At 41.1% G+C, this 24954-nt stretch carries 24 protein-coding genes and 1 pseudogene; 23 read left to right on the forward strand and 2 right to left on the reverse strand.

All coding sequences use genetic code 11. The features are described 5' to 3' along the window. The first annotated feature begins 71 nt into the window (after window positions 1-71). The 21 genes and pseudogenes from rho to QAI40_RS01565 all read left to right on the forward strand — a co-directional run bounded on the left by rho (window position 72) and on the right by QAI40_RS01565 (window position 21185). Window positions 72-1319, forward strand: a complete 1248-nt coding sequence (gene rho / locus QAI40_RS01465) for a transcription termination factor Rho (RefSeq protein ID WP_299976403.1) — start codon at window positions 72-74, stop codon at window positions 1317-1319. A 54-nt stretch (window positions 1320-1373) separates the two neighbouring features. Next, window positions 1374-1592, forward strand: a complete 219-nt coding sequence (gene rpmE, locus QAI40_RS01470) for a 50S ribosomal protein L31 (RefSeq protein ID WP_291346228.1) — start codon at window positions 1374-1376, stop codon at window positions 1590-1592. A 66-nt stretch (window positions 1593-1658) separates the two neighbouring features. Continuing rightward, complete coding sequence (prfA, locus tag QAI40_RS01475) at window positions 1659-2723, forward strand: peptide chain release factor 1 (protein ID WP_299976400.1); 1065 nt, start codon at window positions 1659-1661, stop codon at window positions 2721-2723. 5 nt (window positions 2724-2728) lie between these two features. Next, complete coding sequence (prmC, locus tag QAI40_RS01480) at window positions 2729-3616, forward strand: peptide chain release factor N(5)-glutamine methyltransferase (RefSeq protein ID WP_299976397.1); 888 nt, start codon at window positions 2729-2731, stop codon at window positions 3614-3616. A gap of 149 nt (window positions 3617-3765) precedes the next feature. After that, window positions 3766-4635 carry a 30S ribosomal protein S2 gene (gene rpsB / locus QAI40_RS01485; RefSeq protein ID WP_299976394.1) on the forward strand — a complete coding sequence of 290 codons (870 nt, stop codon included), beginning with the start codon at window positions 3766-3768 and terminating at the stop codon, window positions 4633-4635. Window positions 4636-4641: 6 nt separating this feature from the next. Further along, a complete protein-coding gene (gene tsf / locus QAI40_RS01490; RefSeq protein WP_291346224.1) occupies window positions 4642-5238 on the forward strand; it encodes a translation elongation factor Ts in 597 nt (198 codons plus the stop codon). A gap of 4 nt (window positions 5239-5242) precedes the next feature. Continuing rightward, window positions 5243-5965: a UMP kinase gene (gene pyrH / locus QAI40_RS01495; RefSeq protein WP_299976387.1), complete on the forward strand. Its 723-nt coding sequence runs from the start codon at window positions 5243-5245 to the stop codon at window positions 5963-5965. A gap of 27 nt (window positions 5966-5992) precedes the next feature. Next, window positions 5993-6550 (forward strand): ribosome recycling factor, encoded by a 558-nt coding sequence (gene frr / locus QAI40_RS01500; RefSeq protein ID WP_299976384.1) that lies wholly within the window; start codon window positions 5993-5995, stop codon window positions 6548-6550. Next, window positions 6540-7301, forward strand: a complete 762-nt coding sequence (locus tag QAI40_RS01505; RefSeq protein WP_299976381.1) for an isoprenyl transferase — start codon at window positions 6540-6542, stop codon at window positions 7299-7301. The genes frr and QAI40_RS01505 overlap by 11 nt, the downstream gene beginning before the upstream one ends. Beyond that, window positions 7277-8092 carry a phosphatidate cytidylyltransferase gene (locus tag QAI40_RS01510; protein WP_304511427.1) on the forward strand — a complete coding sequence of 272 codons (816 nt, stop codon included), beginning with the start codon at window positions 7277-7279 and terminating at the stop codon, window positions 8090-8092. The genes QAI40_RS01505 and QAI40_RS01510 overlap by 25 nt, the downstream gene beginning before the upstream one ends. Continuing rightward, window positions 8089-9237 carry a 1-deoxy-D-xylulose-5-phosphate reductoisomerase gene (locus QAI40_RS01515; protein ID WP_299976375.1) on the forward strand — a complete coding sequence of 383 codons (1149 nt, stop codon included), beginning with the start codon at window positions 8089-8091 and terminating at the stop codon, window positions 9235-9237. Before QAI40_RS01510 ends, QAI40_RS01515 begins: the two co-directional genes overlap by 4 nt. A 12-nt stretch (window positions 9238-9249) precedes the next feature. Continuing rightward, window positions 9250-10320 carry an RIP metalloprotease RseP gene (gene rseP, locus QAI40_RS01520; RefSeq protein ID WP_299976372.1) on the forward strand — a complete coding sequence of 357 codons (1071 nt, stop codon included), beginning with the start codon at window positions 9250-9252 and terminating at the stop codon, window positions 10318-10320. 1 nt (window position 10321) lies between these two features. After that, the gene (locus QAI40_RS01525) at window positions 10322-13330 is read left to right on the forward strand and encodes an AIR synthase-related protein (protein ID WP_299976369.1); all 3009 of its coding nucleotides are present in this window, start codon (window positions 10322-10324) and stop codon (window positions 13328-13330) included. Continuing rightward, the gene (locus QAI40_RS01530) at window positions 13327-14151 is read left to right on the forward strand and encodes a phosphoribosylformylglycinamidine synthase subunit PurQ (RefSeq protein ID WP_299976366.1); all 825 of its coding nucleotides are present in this window, start codon (window positions 13327-13329) and stop codon (window positions 14149-14151) included. The genes QAI40_RS01525 and QAI40_RS01530 overlap by 4 nt, the downstream gene beginning before the upstream one ends. Window positions 14152-14174: 23 nt before the next feature. Next, window positions 14175-14869 (forward strand): annotated as a pseudogene (locus tag QAI40_RS01535) (DUF554 domain-containing protein). A 35-nt stretch (window positions 14870-14904) separates the two neighbouring features. After that, entirely contained in the window at window positions 14905-15789 is an 885-nt protein-coding gene (locus tag QAI40_RS01540) for a DMT family transporter (RefSeq protein ID WP_299976358.1), read from the forward strand. A 62-nt stretch (window positions 15790-15851) separates the two neighbouring features. Further along, window positions 15852-16184 carry a hypothetical protein gene (locus QAI40_RS01545; RefSeq protein ID WP_299976355.1) on the forward strand — a complete coding sequence of 111 codons (333 nt, stop codon included), beginning with the start codon at window positions 15852-15854 and terminating at the stop codon, window positions 16182-16184. Between the two features lie 20 nt (window positions 16185-16204). After that, on the forward strand, window positions 16205-17854 hold the full coding sequence (locus tag QAI40_RS01550) for a ribonuclease J (RefSeq protein WP_299976352.1): 1650 nt from the start codon (window positions 16205-16207) through the stop codon (window positions 17852-17854). Continuing rightward, window positions 17851-20109, forward strand: a complete 2259-nt coding sequence (locus tag QAI40_RS01555; RefSeq protein WP_299976349.1) for a DNA translocase FtsK — start codon at window positions 17851-17853, stop codon at window positions 20107-20109. Before QAI40_RS01550 ends, QAI40_RS01555 begins: the two co-directional genes overlap by 4 nt. After that, window positions 20096-20713 carry a class I SAM-dependent methyltransferase gene (locus QAI40_RS01560; protein ID WP_331520612.1) on the forward strand — a complete coding sequence of 206 codons (618 nt, stop codon included), beginning with the start codon at window positions 20096-20098 and terminating at the stop codon, window positions 20711-20713. The genes QAI40_RS01555 and QAI40_RS01560 overlap by 14 nt, the downstream gene beginning before the upstream one ends. Before the next feature lie 13 nt (window positions 20714-20726). Then, complete coding sequence (locus tag QAI40_RS01565; RefSeq protein WP_299976346.1) at window positions 20727-21185, forward strand: thioesterase family protein; 459 nt, start codon at window positions 20727-20729, stop codon at window positions 21183-21185. 182 nt (window positions 21186-21367) lie between these two features. Here the strand turns inward: QAI40_RS01565 and QAI40_RS01570 are convergent, their stop codons facing one another. Both QAI40_RS01570 and QAI40_RS01575 read right to left on the reverse strand, forming a co-directional pair. Further along, a complete protein-coding gene (locus QAI40_RS01570; protein ID WP_304511428.1) occupies window positions 21368-22486 on the reverse strand; it encodes a DNA methyltransferase in 1119 nt (372 codons plus the stop codon). A gap of 88 nt (window positions 22487-22574) precedes the next feature. Beyond that, entirely contained in the window at window positions 22575-23249 is a 675-nt protein-coding gene (locus QAI40_RS01575; protein ID WP_304511429.1) for a ParB/RepB/Spo0J family partition protein, read from the reverse strand. A 347-nt stretch (window positions 23250-23596) separates the two neighbouring features. On the opposite strand from QAI40_RS01575, the gene QAI40_RS01580 reads away from it, so the two are divergent. Both QAI40_RS01580 and QAI40_RS01585 read left to right on the forward strand, forming a co-directional pair. Next, window positions 23597-23830, forward strand: coding sequence for a hypothetical protein (locus tag QAI40_RS01580; RefSeq protein WP_304511430.1), 234 nt, complete (start codon window positions 23597-23599; stop codon window positions 23828-23830). Window positions 23831-23857: 27 nt separating this feature from the next. Then, window positions 23858-24157: a helix-turn-helix transcriptional regulator gene (locus QAI40_RS01585; RefSeq protein ID WP_304511431.1), complete on the forward strand. Its 300-nt coding sequence runs from the start codon at window positions 23858-23860 to the stop codon at window positions 24155-24157. Window positions 24158-24954 lie beyond the last annotated feature (797 nt).

Genomic DNA, 24954 nt, shown 5'->3' on the forward strand with positions numbered 1-24954 from the left:
TAGACTTCAAAAGGTATATTTCAACAAAACTTTAGCCTGTAAAAGACAATAAAATAAATTTGGGAGAATGAATGAACCTTGTAAAATTAAATGAGATGAAGATTAGTGAGTTGACCAAGCTTGCTAAGAAATATAAAGTTAAAGGGATCAGTGGCCTTAAAAAACAGGACTTAATTTTTGCTTTGCTCCAGGCAAACATTGAGGAGACTGGGCAGGTTTATGGTGAAGGTACGCTTGAAATTCTCCCGGATGGTTTTGGATTTTTAAGGGCTCCCGGATATAATTATCTTCCCGGCCCCGATGATATCTATGTCTCTCCTTCTCAAATCCGAAGGTTTAATTTAAGAACCGGTGATACAATTTCCGGTCAGGTTCGAAAACCCAAAGATTCTGAGCGGTATTTTGCATTACTGAAAGTGGAAGCCGTTAATTTTAAAAATCCGGAGCTTGCTGCAGAAACCATTCTTTTTGATAATTTGTTGCCCCTCTATCCTGAACAAAAAATGAATCTTGAGGCTGAGTCAGATAATTATTCCATGCGTGTGATAGATTTGGTATCACCCATAGGGTTTGGTCAGCGCGGTTTGATTGTGTCTCCGCCCAAAGCCGGTAAAACCATGCTTTTGCAAAATATTGCCAACAGTATGGTTAAGGCGCATAAAGATATCATTCCAATGATTGTTCTGATTGATGAACGCCCGGAAGAAGTGACCGATATGGCACGAAATGTTGATGCCGAAGTTGTAAGTTCAACCTTTGATGAACCGTCAGAACGCCATGTTCAGGTGGCTGAGATGGTCATTGCGAAGGCCAAAAGAATTGTTGAGCAGGGCAAGGATGTTGTGATTTTGCTTGACAGTATTACAAGGCTTGCAAGGGCATATAATTCTGTAATGCCGCCATCCGGCAAAATCCTTTCCGGTGGTGTGGATTCAAACGCCCTTGACAGACCCAAAAGATTTTTCGGTGCAGCAAGAAATATCGAAGATGGCGGCAGTCTGACCATTATCGCAACCGCATTGGTTGATACCGGAAGCCGTATGGATGAAGTTATATTCGAAGAATTTAAAGGCACCGGCAATATGGAACTTGTTCTGGATAGAAAGCTTTCTGACAAAAGAGTTTTTCCTGCTATTGATATGAATAAATCAGGTACGAGAAAAGAGGAATTGTTGCTTGATCCAATGGTTTTGAACCGTGTGTGGATCTTACGAAAATTATTGTCGAGTTTAAATTCTGTTGACAGCATGCAATTTTTACTTGAAAAAATGAAAGGAACAAAGGATAATAAAGAGTTTCTTGAATTGATGAATTCATAAGTTAAGAATTAAATGATTGCCAAAGATATGGCATGGTAAGGAGTTTTAAGGGAAATGAAAAAAAAGATACATCCAAAATACACAAGATCTACAGCTTCTTGTGCTTGCGGTGCGACATTTGAAGTTGGGTCAACAAAAGAGAATATCAAAGTGGAAATTTGTTCCCAGTGTCATCCTTTCTTCACCGGGAAACAAAAGCTGGTTGACACTGCCGGAAGAATCGATCGTTTCAAAAAGAAATATGCAGGGTTTGACGCGACAAAACTTATTTAACACTTTTTAGTAATTTGTAATCAAAAAGGGGTCTTAACAAAAGAGCCCCTTTTGAGTTTTTGAATTATGATAAAAAAATTAAAAGGCATTGAAGAAAGATTTATTAAGCTTGAGCAGCTCTTGAGTGATCCGGCCGTTATCAGCGATCAAAAAAAGTATCGGGACTATCTGATAGAACATGGGGAACTCAATAAAATTGTTCCGGTGTTCAGGGAGTATGAAGGGCTTTTGGAGGAGCACAAAGAGGCAAAGGAACTTTTAAAGGATAATGACCTTGAAATACGGGCCATGGCCAGAGAAGAGATTCCGGGTCTTGACTCAAAAATTGAAGCAGTAAAATCACAACTCAATATCCTTTTGATGCCAAAAGATCCCAGGGATGATAAAAATGTTCTCCTTGAGATCCGGGCTGGAACCGGTGGAGAAGAGGCAGGTATTTTTACCGGCGATTTGTTTAGAATGTACTCAAGGTATACTGAATCCAAAAACTGGGCCATGGAGATTGTTGAGAAAAATGACTCCAGTTCAGGCGGGTTTAAGGAGATTGTATTCCTGGTGCGCGGGAAGGGCGCATTCAGCAGTTTTAAATATGAAAGCGGCACCCATCGTGTCCAGCGAGTGCCTGAAACAGAGGCCCAGGGAAGGGTTCATACATCTGCTGTTACCGTAGCCGTTCTTCCCGAGGCCGAAGATATTGATATTGATATCAATCCTGCTGATCTTAAAATTGATGTGTTCAGGTCTTCCGGACCTGGCGGGCAATCGGTAAATACAACAGATTCTGCGGTCAGAATTACCCATATTCCAACCGGTGTTACAGCCACATGTCAGGATGAGAAATCCCAGCATAAAAACAAGGCCAAAGCCATGGGTGTTCTTAAGTCCCGTATCCTTGACGCCAAAGTCAGGGAAGAGGAAGGGAAAAGAGCAGCTGAGAGAAAAGGACAGGTGGGAACAGGTGACCGAAGCGGCAGGATCAGGACATACAATTTTCCCCAAGGGCGAATGACAGATCACCGAATCGGTCTTACGCTTTACAAACTGGACAGTATTATGGAAGGTAATATCCAGGAAATCATTGATGAGCTTAAAACATATAACCAGGTACAGGCATTAAAGGAAATTGCCTAAAAAAATTGAATGATTGGACAATCATTAAGATTCTTGTCTGGACAGAATCCTATTTTAAAGACCATTCCATTGACAGTCCCAGGTTGACTGCCCAAATGCTGCTTGCCCATAGCCTTGGCATAAAGCGACTTGATCTTTATCTTCAGCATGACCGTCCCCTTCAAAAAAATGAGCTGTCCGATTTTAAAGCTTTAATCAGAAGAAGAATTCAAAACGAGCCCGTAGCATATATCATCGGAGAAAAAGGGTTCTTTGAATCTGATTTTAAGGTGGCAAGCGAGGTTTTGATTCCCCGGCCCGATACGGAAACCATTGTTGAAGAAGCATTAAAAGTATTAAATGCCTGTCAAGGCAACTTAAAATCCAAAACCGTTCTTGAGTTGGGGACAGGTTCCGGGGCGATTATTGTTTCTTTGGCAAAAGCGGCTCCGGATCATCTCTATTTTGCCAGCGATATTTCTGTGATGGCGCTTTCGATTGCAAAAAAAAATGCGGAAAAAATAGCCCCAAAAATAATTAATGAAAAGATTCATTTTTTTGCCGGTGACTGGTTTTCATCATTAAAAGCAATTCCACGATTTGATCTGATTGTTTCAAACCCACCTTATATTCCGACCAAGGATATTCAAAACCTGCAGCCTGAAATAAGGCAGTTTGAACCCATTATTGCTCTTGATGGCGGCAGGGACGGGCTTGCCTGTTTGAGATCCATTTTAGATGGCGCTCATCGCTATCTTGTCCCGGGTGGAATAATTTTGCTTGAAATGGGCTTTGATCAGAAAGAGGGTGTTCAAAATATTTCAAAACAATATCTTCAGTATCAATCCATTGAATTCATAAGGGATTTGGCGGGGCATAGCAGGGTGGTTTTAATTAAAAAATCAATTGATTAACTCTTTTTTTTTTGATATATAAATTAGGATTTTTGTTGGATAGTAAAAAACTCACATTCAGGGACTTGAAAATCAGGTGCTTTGGGAAAAGTCGAATTTCAGGAATGATCTGAATGGTGGATAAAACCATTAATTAATTTGGAGAACAAATGGCTTACATTACAATTAGAGAACTTTTGGAAGCTGGTGTGCATTTCGGGCATCAGACCAAACGCTGGAACCCAAAGATGAAAAAGTATATCTTTGGAGCAAGAAACGGAATTTACATCATTGATCTGCAGCAGACCGTAAAACTATTCAAAGAGGCCCATGATTTTATCAAAAGTGTGGCTGCCAAAGGTCAGGATGTCCTTTTTGTCGGTACAAAAAAACAGGCATCCGAGGCGATCTATGAAGAAGCAAACCGTGCTGAAGGGTTTTATGTTCAAAACCGATGGCTCGGCGGTATGCTGACCAACTTTCAGACTATTAAGAATAATATCACCCGGTTTCATTTTTTAAATTCAATTGAAAATGATGGAACCCTTGAAAATTATCCGAAAAAAGAGCAGGCAAAAATGCTCAAAGAAAAAACCAAGCTGGAGTTTGCCATTGGCGGTATCAGTCATATGAAAAGATTACCAGGGGCAATTTTTGTTATTGATCCTAAGAATGAAACCATTGCAGTGAAAGAGGGTAAAAGGCTTGGGATTCCAATTATTGCTGTTGTTGATACAAACTGTGATCCTGATGATATTGATTACGTGATTCCTGGAAATGATGATGCCATCAGAGCTATCCGTCTTTTTGCTTCCCGTATTGCCGATGCCTGCATCGAGGGAAGGGCACTTTATGATGAAAAACAAAAGGCTGAATCCGATAAAAAAGGTGCAGAAGAAAGCAAAGGTTCTTCCGATGAAAAAGTGTTGATTGAGGTTGTTTCCGATGGTACTGATGGCCCTGTCGTTGAAAAGATTAAAAGAAGAACAACACCAGTTGAAGAGACAAAAGAGAGCGACAAAGTCAAAGATAAGGAGTAAAATAAAATGGTGCAAATTTCCGCAGCAATGGTAAAAGAGCTTCGTGAGGCAACAGGCTCAGGTATAATGGATTGTAAAAGAGTCCTTGCCGAAGCAGAAGGTGATATGGAAAAAGCAATAGTGCTTTTGAGAAAAAAGGGGCTTGCAAAGGCTGCTAAAAGAGCCGGACGTTCAACCACTGAGGGTATTATTTATTCTTATATCCATACTGGTGCCAAACTGGGTGTTCTTCTTGAGGTGGACTGTGAGTCTGATTTTGTTGCCAAGACAGAAAATTTCAAGGCCTTTGTAAAAAATATTGCCATGCATATTGCAGCAACAAACCCGGCTGGTTTGAATCCTGAAGATGTTGATCCGGCAGTGGTTGAAAAGGAAAAAGAGATTTTTCGGGCACAAATGCTTGAACAAGGCAAACCCGAGAATATTATTGATAAAATTGTCGAGGGCAAAGTGGAAAAATTTTACAAAGATATCTGCCTCATGAGCCAGCAGTATGTAAAAGATCCCCAGAAGACCATTACGGATTTATTAAAAGAGACCATTGGTAAAATTGGTGAAAATATTCAGATAAAAAGATTTGTACGTTTCCAGATAGGAGAATAAAATCTTGAGCAAAGAGTCGGAGTTTGAACGGGTTTTAATTAAGCTGAGCGGAGAAGCCCTGATGGGAAATCAGGGCTTTGGTATCACCCCGGAAATGATTCATTATGTTGCGGCAGAGATTGCAAAAGTTTACCGCCTTAATGTACAGATTTCCATTGTTGTAGGTGGTGGAAATATATTCAGGGGTGTTGCAGGAAGTTCTGCCGGTATGGACAGAACTTCTGCCGATAATATGGGAATGCTGGCCACGGTTATAAACAGCCTGGCTCTTTGTGATGCCCTTGAAAAGTGTGATGTTCCAACAAGGGTTCAGTCTGCTATTCAAATGAACAGGATTGCAGAGCCGTTTATCCTCAGAAAAGCCATTCGCCATCTTGAAAAGAGTAGGGTGGTTATTTTTGCAGCAGGTACGGGAAATCCGTATTTTACAACGGATACGGCGGCTGTGTTAAGAGCCCATGAAACTCGTGCTCAGATTCTTTTTAAAGTCACCCAGGTTGATGGTGTTTATGATAAAGATCCGGTAGTTCATGATGATGCTGTCATGTTTGATGAATTGTCTTATATGAGGGTCATTGAAAAACAACTTCATGTAATGGACATGACAGCTATCTCCCTTGCAATGGAACATGATTTGCCACTGCAGGTGTTTGATCTTCACAAGGAAGATAATATTTTTAAGGCTGTAAGTGGCCAGGCTATTGGTACTCGAATTTATAACAAATAAGTAACCATTAAGTGAGGATGGATTGTTATGATAAATGAAGTGCTTCAAGAAACCAAAGAAAGAATGGGTAAATCTGAAAAAGCTTTTGAAAAAGAATTGTCAAAAGTTCGTACCGGCAGGGCATCCCAGGCAATACTTGATGGTGTTAAAGTTGATTACTACGGGACTCAGACACCTTTGCCGCAAATGGCAACCGTATCCATTCCTGAAAGCAGACTTATTGCTGTAAAACCATGGGATGTCAGTGTGATAAATGAAGTCGAAAAGGCGATTTTGAAAGCCAATCTTGGCCTGACACCTTCTAACGATGGTAAATTAATCAGGATATCAATACCGCCTTTGACAGAAGAGAGACGAAAAGAAATTGCAAAAAGTGCTTCCAAGATCTGTGAAGATTATAAAGTGGCCATTCGAAATATCCGGAGAGATTCCAACGAAATGTTAAAGGAACTTCAAAAGGAAGGGGATATTTCAGAGGATGACAGCTTTAAGGCTCAAAAGCAGGTCCAGAATGAAACGGATGAATATATTAAGCGGTTAGACGAAATCTTTGCAAAAAAAGAAAAGGAAATTCTTGAAGTCTAACTCAACACAAGATGTGACCCTTAATCCTGAAACACTTCCAGCCCATGTGGCCATTATCATGGATGGCAACGGCAGATGGGCTAAAAAAAAAATGATGAATCGTATCAAAGGACATGAACAGGGTTCACAAATCGTTCGCTCCGTCGTGACTGCCTGTAGAGAACTGGAGATTGGTACGCTTACATTATACGCATTTTCCACGGAAAACTGGGCAAGACCGAAACACGAAGTAAAAGCATTAATGATGCTTTTAAAAAAGTTCATTGTGTCGGAAAGAGAAAACCTTTTAAAAAATAATATTCGTCTCAATATCATCGGCCAGAAGCACAAGCTCCCTCTGGATGTTCAAAAAGAAGTTGATGCCACAATGGAGTTGACAAAAGACAACAACAAAATGCTGTTGAATCTCGCATTGAGTTATGGTTCACGAGAAGAGATCACAACTGCTGTTAAGCAGATTGTTGAAAAGATAGAATCAAAAAACTTGGATTCCAGGGATATTACTCAGGATCTTATTTCAGACCACCTTTACACAAAAGCAATGCCTGATCCTGATTTGATTATCCGCACAGGCGGGGAGTATAGATTGAGTAATTTCCTGTTGTGGCAGGCCGCATATTCTGAAATTTATATTTGTGATACCTTGTGGCCGGATTTTACCAAAGATGAATTTATTAAAATTTTAAAAAATTATCAGGAAAGGGACCGACGGTTCGGTAAGGTGGCATGCAGCACATCAAACGATGGATAACCTCACTTATACTTGCCCCCATACTTTTATGGATTCTCATTAAGGGCAGTACATTATTGTTCGCTGTACTGGTCTCGGTTGTTGCCATATTTGCCATCCGGGAATATTTGAGAATCATTTTCCAAAATGATGAAGGATCCATCTCCAATACCATTAAGATCATCTCCTATACCGTTTCAATGACACTGATTATCAGTGCCTGTCTGGGATCCTGGGAGGTTTTATTTTTAATCCTTGCCATGAACCTTTTGGCCTTATCCATTTTTGTATTGTCACGATTTGCCGGTAATCATGCCATATTCGACATTATTGCAAAGCAAGTTCTGGGGATTGTTTATATCCCGGTCTCCTTATCCTTGCTGGTTTTTATTAAAGAATTTGACGGCGGAACATTTTGGATTATCTGGCTGTTGATTGTTGTTTTCGCGAATGATACCGGTGCATTTTATACGGGTACCTTTTTTGGAAAAAGAGCGCTTGCTCCTAATATCAGTCCCAATAAAACTATTGAAGGGTCGTTGGGCGGCGTGGCAGCTTCCATGGTGATCGGATTCATTTTTTGTCGGCTTTTCTTTAATGATCTGTCATTGGCATTTCTTACCATACCGGCGTCTTTCCTGCTTTCCATTGCCGGGCAGATAGGGGATTTGTTTGAGTCTGCCATGAAACGGGCATCAAACATTAAAGATTCAGGCCGGATTCTTCCGGGGCATGGTGGGATGCTCGATCGAATAGACGGATTGCTTTTAGCCATTCCTGTTTTGTATGTCTACCTGGTGTTTATCATATGAAACGTTTGTCAATTTTAGGTTCAACAGGCTCCATTGGCACCAGTGCTTTGGATATTGTCAGGATGCATCCTGATCGTTTCCAGGTAAAGGCATTGACAGCCGCGAATAATATAGATTTTTTTTCTAAACAGATTGATGAATTTAAACCTGAACTGGTTGCGGTGTTTGATGAAGAAAAAGCCCTGGAACTCTCCAGAGCCTTAAAGGGAAGCAGCAGACCTGAAATTCTGTTTGGCGAGGCAGGTTTTAATGAAGCAGCCTCTTATGGGGATTGCGACATGGTTCTTCTGGCCATGGTGGGCGCAGCAGGATTAAAACCTGCCCTTTGCGCCATTGAGGCAAAAAAACAGATCGCCCTTGCCAATAAGGAAACCCTGGTCATGGCCGGCGAAATAATCATGGCCAAAGCATTGGAAAAGAATGTTTCAATTCTGCCTGTGGACAGCGAGCACAGTGCAATTTTTCAATGCCTTAAGGGAAACAGGAAGAAAGATTTGAAAACAATATTTTTGACTGCCTCAGGCGGCCCTTTTAGAGAAAAGCCGTTTGATGAATTTAAAAATATTACCCTGAAAGATGCGCTTAATCATCCCACCTGGAATATGGGACATAAAATCACGATAGATTCAGCCACTTTGATGAACAAAGGCCTTGAGATCATTGAAGCTGTCCATTTGTTTGATGTCACCCATGAAGAAATTAAGGTGCTTATTCATCCCCAGAGTATTGTACATTCCATGGTAGGGTATAAAGACGGCAGTATCATGGCTCAAATGGGACAGCCTGATATGAAAGGGGCTATTTCCTATGCCTTATCAGAGCCTGATCGGATCAACCTGCAGATGGATTTTCCTGATTTTATAAGCCTCCATTCTCTGACATTTGAAAAGCCGGATACCCAAAAATTTCCTTCCCTCTTATTTGCATTTGAGGCCTGTAAGCAAAAAGGCACACTTCCGGCTGTCATGAATGCCGCCAATGAGGTAGCAGTTAAGGCATTCCTTGAAAAACGCATTGATTTTTTAAATATTTTTAGACTAATTTCCAGAACAATGGAACTTCATACACGGATTGACAATCCCGATCTTTCAGGTATTATTGAAGCGGATTGTTGGGCACGTGACAAAGCGCAATCTCTGATATAAAAGTGAGGTCTTATGGGGCATTCTGTTATTGCATTCATAATTGTTATTGGTGTTCTTGTTTTTATCCATGAATTTGGACACTTTATTGTGGCAAGATTATGTGGAGTGGGAGTTGAAGTGTTTTCCCTCGGGTTTGGACCGAAAATTTTTAAAAAAAAATATGGTCGCACCCAGTATTGTCTGTCTGCCATACCTCTTGGCGGGTATGTTAAAATGGTGGGAGAAGAACCGGGAACTACCATTGATCCTGAAGATATCAAGCTTTCTTTTACCCATAAATCATTGTTGCAGAAAAGTATCGTCGTTGCAGCAGGCCCTTTGTTTAATTTTCTTCTTACCATTCTTATTTTTTATGTTCTTTACCAGTTTTCAGGAATTTATCTGGCTAAACCGATTGTGGGTAAAGTCATGGAAGATACCCCAGCCTTAACAGCCGGAATAAAACCGGGGGATGTGATTAAAGAAATTAACCAAAACAAAATTGAATCATTTGAAGATATTGCCCGGATTATTGGTGCAGGTAACGGCGAACAATTGGATATTATTGTAGAGCGTGACTCAAGACTTAAAGGGATTGTTCTTTCCCCAGCTTTAAAACCTGGCAAAAATCTGTTTGGCGAAGAAATTGAAAAATATGTCATTGGTATCGTTGGCACCGGGGAGTCTTTTAACAAAAGCCTTAACCCTTTTCAGGCTATGTGGCATTCTGTTAAGGATACTTACGGGCTTGTAAAGTTAACCATACTCTCTGTTGGGAAAATGCTCAGTGGAAGTATCTCGGCAAACAATCTGGGCGGTCCTTTGATGATTGCTCAAATAGCGGGTGAACAGGCAAAAGAAGGAATTATGAATTTTGCCTGGTTTATTGCACTGCTTTCCGTAAATCTTGGTATCATCAATCTTTTTCCGATTCCGGTATTAGATGGCGGCCATCTGTTATTCTTCGGTATTGAAGCGGCTACAGGCAAAGCTGTCAGTGACAAATTGCGCGAAAAATTGAATCAATTTGGTGCAGCAGTGCTTGTGGCACTCATGGTTTTTGTTTTTTATAATGACATCTTAAGAATGTTTAATGGTGGGTAATATGATTTGTTGTATTGAAATTGCTCTTAAAAAAGAGCTGAGGGATGCTGAAGGCACCGCCCTGATAAAAAAGGCGGATTCTTATTTTGGGATTAACATTCAAGAGGCACGATGCATCAATATCGTGACCATTGAGTCAGATCTTGATCATTTGCAGCGTGGAGTGGTAAAAGACGAGATTCTCACCAATCCTGTGACCCAGGTTTCAAGCTTAAAACCCCTGAATATTGGTTTTCACTGGTGTGTCTGGATCGGATTCAGACCGGGGGTAAAAGATAACCCCGGTGCAACGGCAATGGAAGCCGTTACAGACCATCTGGGGAAAAACTTTGGGCCTGATGAGGGCATATATACGTCAAAAAGGTATTGTTTGAAAGGTGATACGCTTGTCCGTAAAGATGTGGAAAAACTGGCTTCTGAACTTTTATCAAACACTATTATTCAACAGTTCAAAATTTTTTCCATAGATGAATGGAATAAGGATATCGGGGCTGATGTTAAACCTGCCAAGGTTATCCTTGATCATACTCCCTGTTTTGAAGTCATCAATATTGAGTCGGATGAACAGCTTGCGAAAATTTCAGATGAGAGAAGCCTGGCATTGAATCCAAGGGATATCCCAGTGATTCGAGATTATTTTCTGGATTCGAAAGTAATTGAATCCAGAAAAAAAGTGGGTCTTTCCGAACCGACTGATCTGGAACTGGAATACATTTCCCAGGCCAGAAGCGATCACTGCAATCATAATACCTTCCAGGGAATTTTCAGGTACAAGGATGCTTCGAACAATGAAGAAGTGGTCGAAAACAGCCTGTTTAAAACCTATATTCAGGAGCCAACCTTAAAGCTCAAAGACAAAAAAGACTGGGTAGTCTCTGTATTGTGGGATAATGCAGGAGTTGGCAGGTTTGATGGTGAAAATAACTATGTGGTCACCGGAGAAACCCATAACTCACCCTCTAATATGGAAGCCTATGGCGGTGCGATAACAGGTATTGTAGGAGTTTACCGTGATCCCATGGGAACGGGACTTGGATCCAAACTGTTCATGGGCAGTTTCGGGTATTGTGTGGGAGACATAAATTATAATGGCCCGTTAAAACCGCCGCTTCACCCCAGACGACTTCTTGACGGCGTAATAGAAGGTGTAAAGGACGGGGGGAATAAAAGCGGTGTTCCCACTACCTTTGGTCAGACATTGTTCAATCCCGGATACATGGGCAAGAGCCTTGTGTTTGTTACAGCTCTTGGAATAATGCCCAACCAGGTCAAGGGAAAACCCAGCCATGAAAAGAAAACATCCCCCGGAGAACTTATTATCATGAGCGGCGGACGGGTTGGAAAAGACGGCATTCATGGCGTAACCGCCTCTTCGGAAAGTTATTCGGAGAATACACCTGCAGGTCATGTCCAGATCGGTGATCCCTATACACAGAAAAAAATGCATGACTTTCTCTTAATCTGCCGTGATGAAGGTTTGATTCCGTTTATCACTGATAATGGCGGAGGCGGTCTGTCCTCATCCATTGGTGAATCCGCCATGATCTCCAACGGGTGTGTGGTCTTTCTGGATAGAGTGCCGTTAAAATATGAAGGGCTTGATATGTGGGAGATCTGGATTTCAGAGTCCCAGGAACGCATGACTATTGCCGTTAAGCCTGAAAATCTGGACAGGTTTATGGAACTCTCGGCAGAGCACGAAGTTGAAAGTACTGTGATCGGAGAATATACGGATACGGGCAAGCTGCATATCAAATATGAGGATGAAACCTGTGCTTATGTGGATATGGATCTTTTAGACAAGGGATTTCCCTCCTGGGAATTTGATGCAACCTGGCTTTCGCCTGAAACCCGCGGACTGACAGAACCGGTTATCAGTTCGCCATCCGATTTTAATAAATTGTTGCTCAGCATGCTTGAGCGGCCCAATCTTAGCTCAAAAGAATGGATTATCCGGCAGTATGATCATGAGGTTCAGGGCGGTTCCGTGATAAAACCCCTGGTGGGTGTCAAGCACAATATCCCGTCTGATGCCTCTGTGACACGGCCGGTTCTTACATCCTCCAAAGGCCTTGCTTTTTCACAAAGCCTTTTGCCCTGGTACTCAAAAATAGATGCCTATCATATGATGGCCTGCACCATTGACGAAGCTGTAAGAAGAGTGATGGCTGTAGGCGGCAATTTTAATCATATTGGCGGCCTTGACAATTTTTGCTGGCCCAATATCGGGTTTGATCCCAAGAAAAATCCGGATGGAACATTTAAGGCAGCCCAGCTTGTTCGTGCATGCCGGGCTTTGAAAGAGGCTTGTGAAAAATATGAGATTCCTCTGTTATCCGGCAAGGACAGCATGTATGTGGACGGTCATCTTGTGGGTGAGTTTGGCGAAAGAGTTAAGGTTTCAGCGCTTGAAACCGTTCAGTTTTCAGCGACATCTGTTATTGATGATATCTCAAAATGTGTGACCATGGACCCGAAGGTTTCGGGGGACCTTGTTTATGTATTAGGTGTCACCACCAATGAACTTGGGGCATCAGAATATTATGAGGCGTTTGATAAGACGGGCTTAAATGTTCCTCATGTTGATTTTGATAAATTTAAAGTGGTGTATAAGGCAGTTCAGACCGCCATTGAAAATGAACTTGTGGCATCCTGCCATGCTGTTGGAAGGGGCGGTCTTGGAGTCCATCTATCTTACATGGCCATGGCCGGTGGCCTTGGTCTTGAAATCAATTTAAAAGATCTTCCAATGAATGAAAGTCGTGGCAGCCTATTAAGTGAAACTCTTTTGTTTTCAGAATCCGCCGGCAGGTTTATTGTTACGGTTTCCCCGGAAAATAAAAACTTTTTTGAAAAATTATTCAAAGGGATGGCAGCAAGTTGCGTAGGTTTCGTGACAGATCTGCATGATCATTTGAAAATTTTAGCCTTGAACAAGGAAATATTGATAGAGCTTTCAATGGAAGAACTTGAGAAAGCATTCAATAAAACCTTTGGAGACATGATATGAAAAAGGTTAACGCACTGATATTAACAGGGTTTGGATTAAATTGTGATAATGAAACAGCTCATGCCTTTGAGCTTGCCGGTGCTAAGTCCCAAAAAATACATATAAATGCATTGGTGTCCGGGAAAATTAAACTGGAAGATTTTCATATCCTTGCCTTTGGCGGGGGCTTTTCATGGGGGGATGATCATGGTGCCGGCGTGATTCAGGCATTAAAGCTTAAAGATCATATCGGCAGCGATCTCTTATCCTTTGTGGCTCAGGGGAAGCTTATCATCGGTATCTGTAACGGATTCCAGGCTCTGGTTAATTTAGGGTTGTTACCCGGGCTGGATAATGATTATACAAAGAGAACTGTTTCCGTTACATTCAATGACTGTGGGAATTTCAGGGATCAATGGGTCCATCTGACTGCAAATCTTCAAAGCCCCTGTGTGTTTACAAAGGATATTCAAATGGCTGATTATCCGGTTCGTCATGGAGAGGGAAAATTTATTGCAGACCGGGAAGTGGTTGATACCCTTTTGGCCAACAACCAGGTGGTGTTTAAGTATGCCGACATCCAAGGGATACCGGCAAAGGGGGCCTTCCCATTAAATCCAAACGGTTCCATGGAGGATATCGCAGGTATCTGTGACCCCACGGGAAGAATTTTTGGGTTGATGCCACATCCCGAGGCCTATAATCATTTTACAAATCATCCGGACTGGACACGTAAGGCTCAACTTCTTAAGAGAGAGGGCAAAATCCTTGATCAGGAGATGACCATTGGCATCAAACTGTTTAAAAACGGGATTGATTATATTAAAGACTCTTTTTTTTAGAACCTGAGACTTGGGGAAAACTTGTGCTGGGAACAATTGTAAATTGCCTGACGATTATTGCAGGCAGCCTTGTCGGAATCCTGTTTAGAAACGGAATCCCGGAAAAATATAACCAGACGATAATGCAGGCTATTGGTCTGGCTGTTATCTTGATTGGCATGAAAAATGCTCTTGGGTGTGATGATCTTTTGGTTATTATTATCAGTCTTGCCATGGGGTCTCTAATTGGAGAAGTGATTGGCATTGAAAACTATCTTGAAAGGATGGGAAATTATCTTCAGACGAAATTTTCAAAAACATCCTCCAGTTTTTCAACAGGATTTGTCACTGCCTCATTAATGTATTGTGTGGGTTCCATGGCCATTGTGGGGTCACTGAAAGCGGTCTTACCGGAAACCATACTACCTTATTTGCCAAAGCAACTCTTGATGGTATTGTCAGTATTATTTTAAGTTCTTCCTTAGGCATCGGTGTGCTTTTTTCTATAGTTCCGGTATTGTTGTATCAAGGTTCCATTACCTTGATGGCAGGACTTCTCAAACCGTTGCTGATCCCGGCCGTTATCAGCCAGATGTCTGCAACCGGGGGTCTTTTGATTATGGCAATTGGACTGAATATGATAAGGGAAAAGAAACTTAGAGTGGGGAATATGCTCCCGGCGATTTTTATTCCTTTAATCTATTTTCTTATTAAATTAGGATTAACGGTGGGTACATAAGGGGATGAGAAGAACAAATAGAAATAAAAAGTAAAATGAGAAATATTATACTCTATATCATTACGGTTCTAGTATGGGGATCAACCTGGCTTGCCATTAAATATCAACTGGGCTCTGTTGACCCTATGGTATCCGTTATTTACAGGTTCGGACTTGCAGCAGCGCTGTTGATGCTTTTTTGTTATGTGAAAGGGCTGAATCTTAAGTTTTCCCTGAAAGAACATTTGTTTATGGCTCTTTTGGGAGTTTTGTTGTTCTCTGTTAACTACTGGCTTGTCTATGTAGCGGAGTTATATCTGACAAGCGGCCTTGTGGCGGTTATATTTTCTTCGATTGTGTTTATGAATATTGCCAACGGATCTATTTTTCTTGGTGCCGCAGTAGAGAGAAAAATGATTATCGGTGCAGTCTTTGGTATCATCGGAATTGTCATGATTTTTATGCCTGAAATAGAAGCCTTTGATCTATCCGATAAAGGGGTTTTTGGGCTTTCTATCGGCTTTATAAGTGTTCTTCTTGCCTCATTCGGTAATATTACATCAGCCAGGAACACCAGGAACAATATCCCGGTAATCCAGGCAAACGCATTTGGAATGGGATATGGGACCATCCTGCTGGCATTGATAGCCTTAATTTTAGGCAAAGAGTTTTCTTTTACGGTCTCCATTCCTTATATCAGCTCTTTGTTGTATTTGTCCGTCTTCGGATCAATCATTGCGTTTGGAAGTTATCTGACACTCATCGGAGCCATAGGAGCAGACAAGGCGTCTTATGCTATTATGCTGGTTCCGTTGGTGGCATTGATCCTTTCATCTTTTTTTGAAGGGTATTCATGGAATTTCTCAGCAGTTCTGGGCTTGTTACTCGTTGTTGGAGGCAATTTTCTGGCCTTGAGCAAACGACGGTTTTCTTCTGCCTGACCCCTTAATTTATGATCAATACCCTTGCATATCGCAATAGATGTATGTTAATTAGATTCGTTATGAAACAGTATTTAATAGATGGGTTGGGGCTTGAAGATTATCGTAAATTAAAGGCTTATCTGGATAAATATCTGAAATCCTCTCCCCTTGATGGAATTTATTGGCTTGAACTGGACAAGGAATTGTTAACACCCATTCAAAAAAATCATGAAGGGTGTTATCCCCATGTCTTTGCCTTGATGGCGGAAGAAACCTATTTGTCTTGTGAGTTTCTTGTAAGAATTAAAAAAAATATAAAATGCGATTGCATGGATTATGCAACAAGGGAGCAGCGTGACTGGCTCATCGACCAGGCGGATGCAATTCTTGAAAAACTTGATATTCGCATTTAATCATATTCCGGGGTACTCAAATGCTTAAAATTATTCCTCTCGGCGGGCTTGGCGAAATCGGTCTTAACATGATGGTGGTTGAATATAATGATGTCATGTTCATCATTGATGCGGGACTTATGTTTCCTGAAGAATATATGCTGGGTGTGGATATTGTGATCCCGGTAATGGATTATATCAGGGAAAACCGTGACAAAATTCAGGCAGTCATCCTCACCCATGCCCATGAAGATCATATCGGGGCTTTGCCTTACCTGTTAAAAGAAATCAGACTCCCTGTATATGGCACGGCCTTTACCTTGAAGATTATCAGAAATAAACTTGTTGAATTCGACCTCAATAAATATATTGATTTAAACCTGGTCAATCCAGGGGAAACCCTTTCAATAGATCCCTTTGAAATAGAATTTATCCGCGTCAGCCACAGTACAATTGACGGTGTCGGACTTGCCATAAAAACCCCTGAAGGTGTGATTATTCATACCGGTGATTTTAGAATCAGTCACAATGCAGACGAGATGAAGAATACGGACATATCAAGTTTTGCAAGATTTGGTGAAAAAGGTGTTCTGGCACTGCTGTCGGATTCCACCAATGTAGAAGTCAAAGGGTATACAATGTCTGAACAGGAAGTGGCAAAAAATCTTGAGAAACAGATTGCTGCTGCCGATGGCAGGGTGATTGTTGCCCTGTTCGCATCAAATGTATTCAGGACACAACAGGTGATTGATATAGCTGTCCGTAATCATCGCAAGGTTGTTTTCAATGGCCGGAGTATGGAGCAAATTATTGCTGTGGCCACTGAACTTGGGCACATCCAGTGTCCTCCCAATACTATTCTGGATATAAAACAGATGGGTAAATGCAGGGAAGACGAACTTATTATTATCACCACCGGGAGCCAGGGGGAGCCAATGTCAGCCCTGGTAAGGATGGCCTCGGGAATACACAAGCATGTTAAGGTTAAAAAGGGTGACACTGTGATTTTGTCATCCAAAGATATTCCGGGAAATGAAAAAGCCATTGCCAACATGATCAACAGGCTGTACCGGAGGGGTGCGGATGTGGTGTATTCAAAAATTGCGCAGATCCATACATCCGGCCATGCCCACCAGGAAGAGCTTAAATTGATGCTGAATTTGACCAAACCCGAATATTTTATTCCTATTCACGGGGAATATCGTCATTTAGTCGTTCATGCAAGACTGGCAGAAAAATTGGGGATGGCCAGGGAAAATGTCATTGTGGCCGAGGATGGCAAGGTCATTGCTTTTGATAAGGATGGCGGCAGGATAGAGGGCCGTGTTCGTACCGGTAGAGTCCTTGTTGACGGTAAAGGTATCGGTGATGTGGGAAGAAGCGTTTTAAAGGAGAGAAGGGAACTTTCTGAAGGCGGGCTTGTTGTTGTCACTATGGTTATTGATGAGGAGACAGGCGTTGTCCTTTACGGGCCGGAATTAATTTCAAAAGGGTTTGTCTTTGATTCTGCCACCGGATACCTGGTTGATGATGCCCAGTGTGTTATTCTTGAAATTGTAGAAGAGATAGAGGCCGGCATTGAATCCCGGGTTGACCTGATCAGAAAAAAACTGCAAAAAGCCCTGAAACAATATTTTGCGTTTACCATAAACCGCAGGCCCTTAATCGTACCGGTAATTATTGAAGTATGAAAAAAGAACTCTACGGCATACTCTTTTTTTTCCTTATTGTCTTAACTGCGGTCAGCCTTTTTTCCTATCATATCTCAGATCCCTGTGTGGGAAACAATTTTTTTACTATTCCTGATCATATTCACAACGCCTTTGGACTGTTAGGCGCCCACCTTGCCGGTTCTTTTATTTTTCTGTTCGGGTTGGGTGCGTTTTGGATTCCGGTTGTCTTGGGTTTTATCAGTGTCTGGTTATTAAAGGAAAGGTCGTTAAAAATAATCTGGCTGACACTGCTGGGCGGTCTTTTTTTAATGATTTGCACCGGCGGCATGGTTTTTCTTTTTAAAGATGACTATTTGGTTTTGAGCACAACTATCTCATCCGGCGGTGTTATTGGAATCGCGTTCACCTCTTTTTTGTTAAAATATACCAATATCACTGGCTGTATTATTATCCTGACGTTTTTCCTGACCATCGGCATTATTCTTGCCACAGGGATATCCGTCATATCTCTGGGACTGTTTTTAAGGCAGAAAACCATTGAACTTTTAAAAATCATGAAAGAGAATTTTCAGGACTTTATTGGTTTTTTCAAAGAAAAGTATAAGAAATGGCAGGAGAAAAGAGAGCGGGCCCAAAAAGAAATTGATATCACCCCTGTCTCCTTTAAGGGAGATACCCTTATTAAAATTCCTGAAAAGGTTCCTGAAAGAGAAGAATTATCAAACCCTGAAGATATTTTTGACCCGATCATAGTGGAACTGGAAGAAGATGATTCAGATTTTAAACCGGATGTGGGATTTGTTGATATCCGGGAAAAAGTTGAATTTAACCTGCCGCTGATTTCATTCCTGAATGAGCAAAAAAAGGTTGAAAAAAATATTGATATAGACCTGCTGAAAGGAAAAGCCAAAATTCTGGAAAGCAAACTCAATGATTTCAACGTATTCGGAGAGGTGGTTGAAATCCTCCCGGGGCCTGTGATTACAACCTTTGAGTATAAGCCGGCATCTGGAATCAAGATCAGTAAGATCGCCGGTTTGTCCAATGACTTGGCCCTGGCCTTGAGTGCCATAAGCATTCGAATTATAGCACCTATTCCGGGCCGGGATGTTGTGGGGATTGAGATCCCCAATAAAGAAAGGGAAGTCGTTAATTTAAGGGAATTGATTGTTTCAAAAGATTTTGTTCAGTCCTCATCCTTGTTGACTCTGGGACTGGGAAAAGACCTTCTGGGAAGGCCTCTTGTGACAAAAATGGATTCCATGCCTCATTTGTTGATTGCCGGCGCCACGGGAACAGGCAAGAGTGTGGGGTTAAACTCAATGATTATCAGCCTGCTGTACAAAGGCACACCCGATGATGTTAAAATGATCATGATTGATCCCAAAAGGATTGAGCTTTCCGTGTATAATGATATTCCCCATTTAATTTCCCCCGTGGTAACAGATATGAAAAAGGCAACCAATGCCCTTTTCTGGGCGGTCAGGGAGATGGAACGGCGGTATGAAGTGCTGGAGCAGGTAGGGTTGAGAAATATTGTCCAGTATAACAATCTGGTGATATCGAAAAATAACGCAAAGAATGAAAACCCGGATGAAACCAATGAAGAGCAGCTTAAAAAACTTCCCTATATTGTTGTTATCGTGGATGAGCTGGCAGATCTCATGATGGTGGCATCAAAAGACGTTGAGTTTGCATTGACCAGACTGGCCCAGATGGCAAGGGCTGCCGGAATACATCTGATCGTAGCCACCCAGAGACCTTCTGTTGACGTGCTTACAGGAAGTATTAAGGCCAATTTTCCCACCAGGATTTCATTCCAGGTATCTTCCAAGGTTGATGCCAGAACTATCTTCGACGGCGGGGGACCCGAGAGCCTTTTAGGAAACGGGGATATGTTGTTCTGCCCGCCCGGGACAGGAAAGCTTGTCAGAATTCAGGGCGCCTATATTTCTGAAAAAGAGATCGCCAGGATTACAAAATTTTTAAGAGACCAGAAAAAACCGGATTATATTGAAGAGATTACCATCAGTAATAGTGATGATGATGCCAAAGACTTTGATGCATCTGACTATGATGAAAAATATGATGAAGCTGTTTCCCTGATCACCAAGACCCGGCAGGCATCCATCTCTTTTGTGCAGCGGCGTCTTCGTATTGGTTATAACCGGGCGGCACGGCTGGTTGAAATGATGGAATACGAAGGGATAGTAGGCCCTCAGATCGGTTCCAAACCCAGAGAAGTACTTGTCAGAAGTTATGATGAAGATTGATTTTGATGTATGGGACAATATCAAGGGCTTTATGGATGACGATGAAGCCAAAAGGCTTTACAGCATTGCTCTTAAAGCGGCAGTTAACGGCCCTGTTCTTGAAATAGGAAGTTATTGCGGCAAATCCGCCTATATTATCGGATCCGCATGTAAAGAAAAAGATTCAATTCTCTTTTCCATTGACCACCACAAGGGATCCGAAGAGCAGCAGCCCGGTGAAGAATATTTTGACCCGGACCTGTTTGATCTGAAACTTTCAAGAGTGAATACATTCCCTTTTTTCCGGGAAACAATCAGCCGGACATTCCTTGAAAATACAGTGGTGCCTATCGTTGCAACTTCAACTACAGCCGGGAAAATGTGGAAGACACCTGTTTCCATGCTGTTTATAGACGGGGGACATTCTTTTGAGGAAGCCCATAATGATTACCTGACCTGGGCCTGCCATATTAAAACCAATGGGTTTCTGGTAATTCATGATATTTTCAGGGACCCGGAAAAAGGAGGACAGGCCCCGTGCCGGGTCTATGAAATTGCCCTTGAATCAGGGAGGTATGAAGCGCTTGAAATGACAAAAACCTTAGGAGTTTTGAAAAGAAAATAAGGAATACATCATCATGATCGAATCTGTTCTTGAAAAAATTAAAACATATTATCTTGAGATGCTTCCGTTTAACAAGGTCCTGGGCATTGATATTGATCTTCTTGATTATGAAACCGGTGAAGCCGTCACAAGTTTTAACATGACAAAAGATCTCATCGGAAATCCAACCGCTGGTATCCTGCACGGCGGGGTGACAGCCTCTGTCATTGATTTAACCGGGGGACTTTCCGCATTCATCTCCTGTGCAAAATTTCATGAGGGTGAGCCCCTTGATATCATTGGGAAAAAACTGACATCTTCAGCTACCATAGACATGCGCGTGGATTATTTGAGACCGGGAAAAGGCCGCTCATTTAAATGCAAAAGCCGGATCATCCGGGCAGGTTCCAGAATCGTGGTCGCCAAAATAGATCTGTATAATGAAAAAGAAACCCGGATAGCCACCGGCACCGCAACCTATTTGATCGCATAGTGCTTTTTTTTAATGGCGGAACATGATTGTTTTTGTTGAAACCACATATTATATATAGGGTTTAATATGGGAGAATGACTTACGATGCTGGTTTTGGCCCATATAATTGAATGCCGATTTGGCAGGAACTGAGCTGGATGATGCTATTATGATCGACTCATAGTTGTGTTTCCCGGTATGGTTTATAATTCTTGTTTGTGAAGGATATCCGGTTTTCCAATGATCAAGGTTCTTCTGACAATACCCAGGGTTCTTTTTTCATGCATTCTGTTTACCATGTTTCCGGTAAATCTTTCCGTTGACAGGGGACAGTCCATTAAATGCGTGATTTTCCATCCGCAGGTTTCAAGCAATTTTGCATAGGTAAACATCAAGATGGCGTTATCCGGGTTTTCATTAACGGCCGGAATCCCCTGGAAATCCCTGAAGTCTGCATTGAGAAATGCCATAAGGGTGGTGGGTTTTGACTGTTCTCTCATGAGACTGAAAATATTTCTAAAAAAACTTAAATATTGGGGCTTGGAAAAATCTGAAATACTGCCTTTCATGTAATGGGCTGCCATCTTTTTAAAATAAGGGGGATCAAAAAAGATCAGGTCTGGTTTTTTACCTGAAGGAAGCGGCCAGGCCAGGTTTTCAGGGTCCCATAAAAAAGGTTCTATCTCAGGCCTTGTTTTAACCCGGTCTAAAAGATCAAAAGACAAGCATTGTCTGTTAAAGGCAAGACAGGTGTCCGCAACAACGCCGCCGCCGGCCATGGGGTCCAGCACAAGATCGTTTTGTTTTGTAAAGTAAAACAGAGTATGAGCAACTAACTGGGCCGGGATTCTTCCGGGCCAGGGATCGCCAAACCTGTGATCCACATCATTGAAATACCAGTTATCCCATGCCCGCAATCCCCAGTTTAAACACTTAAAACGTTCCTGGTCTGTTTTCTCTTCAAGAATCACAGACCATACCAGAGGCTGTGGGGCATTATATTTTTGAGCCATATCAGGGATAGAGGTTCCGCTTTTAAACTCCTGATGAATTTTGTTAAAAAGCTCCTGGTTTTTCTGGGCATATTTTGAAATGGTTTTTCTGTGGATATTTAACCTTTGGGCGATACGAACATGCGGGATACCCAGGCGGGTCATCACTGCGACCTTAATCTGTGTGGAAAATTCCTGCTGAAGCGTGTCTTTTTTCTGATCATTTTTTTGGTTTGTTTTTTCCAGGTCTTCTGCAAACGTCTGGATTTCTCTTGCGCTGAATTCATTTAGTGCTGGTGTTAGCAAAAGATTATTATTCTGATCTTTCAATGGGATAGAACCTTTTTGGGTGACATCGTGAAAAACCTTGTCAGATACCTGTTCAAGTCTTGCAAGCGCTTTGGTCCAGATATGCTTTTTATATCTTCGCTTTGTTCAGGCCGTGTTTTACAGAGGCGGTTTGAACTATTGAGGGAATGTCGGTTAATAAAATCAGATCATTGTTCAGAAAAGACCGCCATTCCAAGGGTTTCGGCAGGTTTTTAAAAATAGACTCTACCTGTCCCATAAATTTATGGGACAGGTCCTTTTCAGCATCTAAAACAACAGACCCCCGTTCCTTGCTCCGCCTTATGGAATCTAACTTTGACAGCAATTTATGTACCCTTTCAAGGGGTGTTTTGCCTACCGTCAAATACTCAGGCTCTTTGCCCATTTCCACATCAATGATTTCAATGGTTGCTTCAATGGATTCAATGGCGGACAAATCTTCTCTTAAAAGGTTTTCTGCAGCACTTATTCTTCTTGCCTGAAGATCGTCTACATCTGCGATCTTTGCCTGGATCATCGTCATGTTCGTATACGCTTTAATTGCTCTGAATCTTCGTTCTCCTGCAATCAGCTGAAACCTTCCATTTTTTTGCGGGCGAAGGATAATGGGTTCAATCAATCCATCAAGTAAAATACTTGCGCCAAGTTCTCTTAAACTTTCTTCATCAAAGTATTTGCGGTGTTGATAGGGTGAAGGATCAATATTTTTAATGTCTATCATACTGAACGAAAAAGAATAATTTTTATTGTCTGTTATTGGCATGATCCAAATCTCCTATAAAAAAATAAAAAATTTTATCGCACTGATTTAAAAGTATAGATGTTTTATAAAAGTATTATCAAAAAAGTAAAACTAAATGACATTTGCTGTTTCTGAAAAATGGACAATTATTCTATTCCCATGTCCCATTTCAGATGTCCAAAATCAAACAGGGTAAAAAGATGTCAGGATTGGGAATTTGGGCGATAGAGCGGGTTTTTTGCAGTTAAGTGCGGGCCGTGTTTTTTATATTATATCGTTTAATGCGGAATAATGGCTTCTGATGATGCTTCTGGCTCATATACTTTAATTTCTCTTGATTCATACGCCATTTTGACGTATAAAGAAACATGAATAAAATAATCTTAAATAGAAAAGCTCAAAAACAAATAAAAAATCTTCCAAATTATATTTTGACAAAGCTTCAAAGATGGGCTGAAGACGTTGAAGAATTTGGAATTGAAGAAATTAGGAAAATACCCGGCTATCATGATGAACCATTACAGGCGATAGAAAAGACCAAAGGTCAATTAGACTATCAAAGGCTTACAGGGCTTTTTATATCGAACATAAAAATAAAATAATAATTGAAGTCATAGAGGTGAACAAACATGAATACTGAAAAATATGGCACAAAAGAAATGGAAAGGGATTTTGGCAAGCTTACCTTCGGGCGATCCCTTGAATCCTATAGAAAGTGTGAAGAGATTTCACAAAAAGATTTTGCCATGATGTTGGGAATATCCCCACAAAGTCTTTGTGATATCGAAAAGGGTCGGCGGATTCCTTCTCCAAAAAGGGTGTGTAAGATTGCGATTCAAATAGGAGAACCAGAAAAATTGTGGCTCCGGCTTGCATTCCAAGACATGTTGAGAAGAGAAAAACTTGATTATACTGTTTCAGTAGCATAATCACACCAGAGCACCTTTTTCATACTTTTCTTGACGAAAAGCATCCTCCCCCTGTATTAATACCTGTCTAATGTTTTTAAATCCGGCGCAAGTTCCAATAAATATACATCATCTTGGCATAAAATAGACTTGTATACGTTATATATCCCAAATTTTTGTAGTTATTCTTTTAAGTTGTTGGAAAAGTGCCGATAATAATAAAAACAAGAGTTTTTTTTAAAGGAAAAAGCAAATGCCACAGGTTACAGCTTCAAATATAGCAGTATCTTCCATCTTGGCTATGAAAAAGAAAGTTATCTAAGCTCTTACTATAAATGGAAAACGTATTTAATATTTTCTATTGAGTTTTTAGTATAACTTGAAACCGAAATTAATGCTTTCAAGCACACAAAACATTATAACTCAATATATTTTGTGCATTATATTGAGTTATATTATGGTGCTGAAAGTGTTGAACATACAATTTGAGCCAGGTTATAAAAGGTCTGTTGCAACAGTTTTAGATGGTGTTTAATTTCTATGCCGTAAAAAATCGAGTGATCGGTTGCTTTTTTAAAACCTGCTTTCTTCAATAAAATTGAATGGAAGCCCGGCCCGTTTGATTTTGGATATTTCCCTTATGCCTGAATGAAAAGTTTTTGCAAACCAAATGTTACCTCGTGTTCGACAGTTGTAGGTTCATTTTTACCGATTTTTGTAAAAATATCCAATAAAATCAGGCCGAGTATCGAATCTGAGTTCAAAACCTGTAGGCACACGACTACTCAAATTTATCTTGACAAATATATCAATACATG

Origin of the sequence: Desulfobacula sp. (assembly GCF_030611305.1) — a bacterium.
Classification (GTDB): domain Bacteria; phylum Desulfobacterota; class Desulfobacteria; order Desulfobacterales; family Desulfobacteraceae; genus Desulfobacula.